The sequence below is a fragment of the Acinetobacter brisouii genome (assembly GCF_008993995.1).
In the GTDB taxonomy this organism is placed as follows: Bacteria; Pseudomonadota; Gammaproteobacteria; order Pseudomonadales; family Moraxellaceae; genus Acinetobacter; species Acinetobacter brisouii_A.
Genome location: NZ_BKNN01000150.1, coordinates 1 through 1,487 on the forward strand (window position 1 = coordinate 1; position 1,487 = coordinate 1,487).

General features: G+C 33.7%; 1 protein-coding gene. It reads right to left on the reverse strand.

The window, feature by feature from the left end:
• Positions 1–250 precede the first annotated feature (250 nt).
• Positions 251–1,321 (reverse strand): hypothetical protein, encoded by a 1,071-nt coding sequence (locus tag GBN19_RS15335; protein ID WP_151778693.1) that lies wholly within the window; start codon positions 1,319–1,321, stop codon positions 251–253.
• Positions 1,322–1,487 lie beyond the last annotated feature (166 nt).

A 1,487-nucleotide genomic window follows, 5' to 3' on the forward strand; every position in this document is an offset into this window, starting at 1 on the left:
AGAATAGGCAATACTCAACTTTCTGTTATGGTCTCATCAAGAAAATGGACTAAACTTGGAATCTAATGAGCCCATTTTTTAATGGACTCGTCACCACTTTCTTTTTTTCAAAAAAGCGGAAGTTATTTTCTGCTGAAGTCATGCAACCATCACCGAAAAAACAGAATAAGATTTCAAAACTTAGATATCAAGTGATGTTAAACCAGCCCAATCTAAGCGCTGCTATGTTTTTACACTTTTTCCTAATTGCTTATCTTAAAGTATAGGTAATTTTTTTTCGTTTTTTAAATACCACATGCGAATTTTGAATCACTGTTTTTTGAGGTTGTAGCTGAGGATCAGCCAAACTATTGCTACCCGTATCATCATCGCTAGAAAGATCTTCAATGGCTTCAACATCTTGACCTGACTTTACTTTTTTACTCGATTTTTTCTGAGGAGCTATAATGCGTCCCTTTAGAAATTGATCCATATTCAATAGCTTGGAATTTCCTTTATTTTCTGAATCTATAAATGATTCTAAAGTAGGTTTCCAAGTACATAACAAAGCATGTGCTGTATAGAAACTTATGGTCTCATCCATGAATGCTCGTAAATCCTTCTTATCGTGATATTTTATCGGCTGAGGAAAATTAACCTTTAAAGCTTGAATTTTTAATCTATCAATTACTTGAATAGCATCATGCAGTTGACTCCTCCGAACTTTTCCAGCAGGATCTGTAGATTGCTTATCATCATGTTCTTTAATTTTTTCTTGCTTAATTTTGCAATAGCTTTCCCAATAATTTGTAATATTATTCTTTACATTTTGAATGGTTACTTCATTTTTTTTATCATCATTACTCAGTAGGCTCTCAGCATCAAAAATAAAAGTCACATCAGCATAGAGTTGATCATCTTGAAAAAAGCGTGTGCCCACATAGGCAACTAATTTTGCTGTAGACAACTTTTGGGTGCGTTTTAAGTTCTTTAAAAAATCCGTCAATATCAAGTGAAAAGCTTCAACTCCTAGTTCTGCTGTAGATCGCCCATTTTGAACATAAGAAAACTCAAAACATAAAGCAAATACATCCGCTTTAATCATTGTTCTTAAATATTTTTTTGCCTCTAAAAAATTTTTACTGGCTTTGTGTGCCGCTTTGCTCTCCTGCATATAGAGCTTTTGTAGAAAAGACGACTGTTTAAACTTAATTAAATTGTCCAATAAATAAGAAAAATGCCTATCCCCAAATGCTTCATAAAAGCTAAAAAATGCTTTGACTCTCCAACCTACCCAACTATTTCCTTGAATAGCAACATAGTTTATCATTCGTTCGATCATCAGAAACTGTTGATCCCAACTTGAGAGATATTGATCAACTGAACCGTACCGGGTTTGTCGGAGAGTCAATATTCTGAGAGACTATCCCGATGACAAAATTAAAATATACCCCTGAAATCAGAGAAAGAGCGGTTCAATTATTGATTGAATCTGAAAAAGATTATCC